Genomic DNA, 3,198 nt, shown 5'->3' with positions numbered 1-3,198 from the left:
ACAAAAAGAAAGCCGGACCCTTTATTAGGATCCGGCTTGAAGAGGCGGCTACCTACTCTCCCACGGGAAAACCGCAGTACCATCGGCGTAAGTGAGCTTAACTTCTCTGTTCGGAATGGGAAGAGGTGGAACCTCACTGCTATAACCACCTAAAAGAACCTTTGCTTCAGTGTATCGAAGCCGTACGGATAAAACATCTGCCGTACTCAGTATGAGTTGACATATTCGGGAAATGAGATAAAGAATTGCTGTAAAAAAGCCGATCGGGTAATTAGTACTGCTCGGCTTTGACATTACTGTCTTTACACCTGCAGCCTATCAACGTAGTAGTCTCCTACGCCCCTCAAGGGAAAACTTATCTTGGGGATGGCTTCGCGCTTAGATGCTTTCAGCGCTTATCCAAACCGAACGCGGCTACTCGGCGGTACACTTGGCAGCATAACCGATACACCGGAGGTTCGTCCAACTCGGTCCTCTCGTACTAAAGTCAGGACCCCTCAATTTTCCTACGCCCGCAACAGATAGAGACCGAACTGTCTCACGACGTTCTGAACCCAGCTCGCGTGCCACTTTAATCGGCGAACAGCCGAACCCTTGGGACCTTCTCCAGCCCCAGGATGTGACGAGCCGACATCGAGGTGCCAAACCGCCGCGTCGATATGAGCTCTTGGCGGCGATCAGCCTGTTATCCCCGGAGTACCTTTTATCCTTTGAGCGATGGCCAGTCCACACAGAACCACCGGATCACTATACCCTGCTTTCGCACCTGATCGACTTGTAGGTCTCACAGTCAAGCACCCTTATGCTATTGCACTCTGCGCACGGTTACCATTCGTGCTGAGGGTACCTTGGGAAGCCTCCGTTACGCTTTTGGAGGCGACCACCCCAGTCAAACTACCCACCAAACGGTGTCCCCTTTGCAGGGTTAGAATCCAAGTACACAAAGGGCCGTATTTCAACGTTGACTCCACGAACACTGGCGTGCCCGATTCACAGTCTCCGGCCTATCCTACACATTATGTACCCAAATTCAGCGTTAAGCTATAGTAAAGGTTCACGGGGTCTTTTCGTCCCGTTGCGGGTACCCGGCATCATCACCGGGACTACAATTTCACCGAGCTCACGGTTGAGACAGTGTCCAGATCGTTACACCATTCGTGCAGGTCGGAACTTACCCGACAAGGAATTTCGCTACCTTAGGACCGTTATAGTTACGGCCGCCGTTTACTGGGGCTTCGATTCAATGCTTCTCTTGCGATGACATCCCCTCTTAACCTTCCAGCACCGGGCAGGTGTCAGGCCCTATACGTCTTCTTTCGAATTTGCAGAGCCCTGTGTTTTTGATAAACAGTCGCCTGGACCTCTTCGCTGCGCCCTACTCGCGTAGGGACCCCTTATCCCGAAGTTACGGGGTTAATTTGCCTAGTTCCTTAACCGTGATTCACTCGAGCACCTTAGGATACTCTCCTCGACCACCTGTGTCGGTTTACGGTACGGGTAACATATACTTAAACTTAGAAGATTTTCTTGGAAGTCTACTTGGGTGAACTATCAGATTGGCCGTAGCCGCTCCGTACTGTCAGGTTTCAGCAAGGACTAACTCTTAATCTGTCCCTATACCTAAGCCCTTTAACCACCTATTCCGTCAGGCGGCGTCACTTACGTTCCTTCGTCTCTCCATCGAGGTATATGTCAGTATCGGAATATTAACCGATTATCCATCGAGATCACCGTTCGGCTTACCCTTAGGACCCGACTAACCCTGATCCGATTAGCGTTGATCAGGAAACCTTGGTCTTGCGGTGTGCGGGTTACTCTCCCGCATTATCGTTACTCATGCCTACATTTGCTTTTCCATAAACTCCACCTATCCTCACGGAATGGCTTCGACGTCAATGGAATGCTCCCCTACCGCACTCTCGTGCCCAGAACTTCGGTGGTATACTTGATGCCCGTTTATTATCCACGCTTTGCCGCTCGACTAGTGAGCTGTTACGCACTCTTTGAATGAATAGCTGCTTCCAAGCTAACATCCTAGCTGTCTCTGCAGCAAAACATCGTTAGATCAACTTAGTATACTCTTCGGGACCTTAGTTGCTGGTCTGTGTTGTTCCACTCTCGTAACCGGACATTAGCACCCGGTCGCTCACTGCTGTAAATCATACTACTGGCATTCGGAGTTTGTCAGGATTTGGTAGGCGGTGAAGCCCCCGCATCCAATCAGTAGCTCTACCTCCAGTAGACTCTTAATTACAACGCTGCCCCTAAAGGCATTTCGGGGAGTACGAGCTATTTCCCAGCTTGATTAGCCTTTCACCCCTACCCTCAAGTCATCGAGAAGCTTTTCAACGCTTATTCGTTCGGTCCTCCAGTTGGTTTTACCCAACCTTCAACCTGCTCAAGGGTAGATCGCAAGGTTTCGCGTCTACAACCACTGACTAAGCGCCCTGTTCAGACTCGCTTTCGCTTCGGCTCCGTGCATTCATGCACTTAACCTTGCCAGTGATTAGTAACTCGTAGGCTCATTATTCAATAGGCACGCCGTCACAGCACGAAGCTGCTCCGACAGGTTGTAAGCGTATGGTTTCAGGTTCTATTTCACTCCCCTGTTCGGGGTTCTTTTCACCTTTCCCTCACGGTACTGGTTCACTATCGGTCTCTTGGGAGTATTTAGCCTTACCGGGTGGTCCCGGCAGATTCAGACAGGATTCCTCGTGTCCCGCCCTACTCAGGATACTGCTATCGCTTAACGAACTTACCTGTACGGGTCTTTCACCCTCTATGGACGAACTTTCCAGAACGTTCCAGTTCATTGTTAATTGAATGTTGCAGTCCTACAACCCCGGCTTTGCCGTAACAAAACCGGTTTAGGCTGTTTCCCGTTCGCTCGCCGCTACTTAGGAAATCGATGTTTCTTTCTTTTCCTCCTCCTACTAAGATGTTTCAGTTCAGAGGGTTGGCTTCCGTTACCGGATGCTGGATCTTCTACCCAGCGGGTTGTCCCATTCAGAAATCTCCGGATCAAATCTTGTTTGCAAATCCCCGAAGCTTATCGCAGCTTACCACGTCTTTCATCGCCTCCAAGAGCCTAGGCATTCCCCATACGCCCTTATTTACTTTCTTACAACTTCCAACACGGCCTATTGATTCCGTGTCGGAACTCTATCTCATCTCCTTAAATATGTCAATGTACGTTAC

Annotated in this window: 2 rRNA genes; both read right to left on the bottom strand. The window is 50.1% G+C overall.

From position 1 onward, the window contains the following. Positions 1 to 39 precede the first annotated feature (39 nt). Positions 40 to 153, bottom strand: a 5S ribosomal RNA gene (gene rrf, locus BLU78_RS13785). 97 nt (positions 154 to 250) lie between these two features. Further along, positions 251 to 3,123, bottom strand: a 23S ribosomal RNA gene (locus BLU78_RS13780). Between the last annotated feature and the right edge of the window lie 75 nt (positions 3,124 to 3,198).

It is taken from the genome of Alistipes timonensis JC136 (genome assembly GCF_900107675.1).
In the GTDB taxonomy this organism is placed as follows: Bacteria; Bacteroidota; Bacteroidia; order Bacteroidales; family Rikenellaceae; genus Alistipes; species Alistipes timonensis.
The sequence above is the reverse complement of the archived record's forward strand: the minus strand, read 5'-3'. Positions and strand labels throughout refer to the sequence as shown.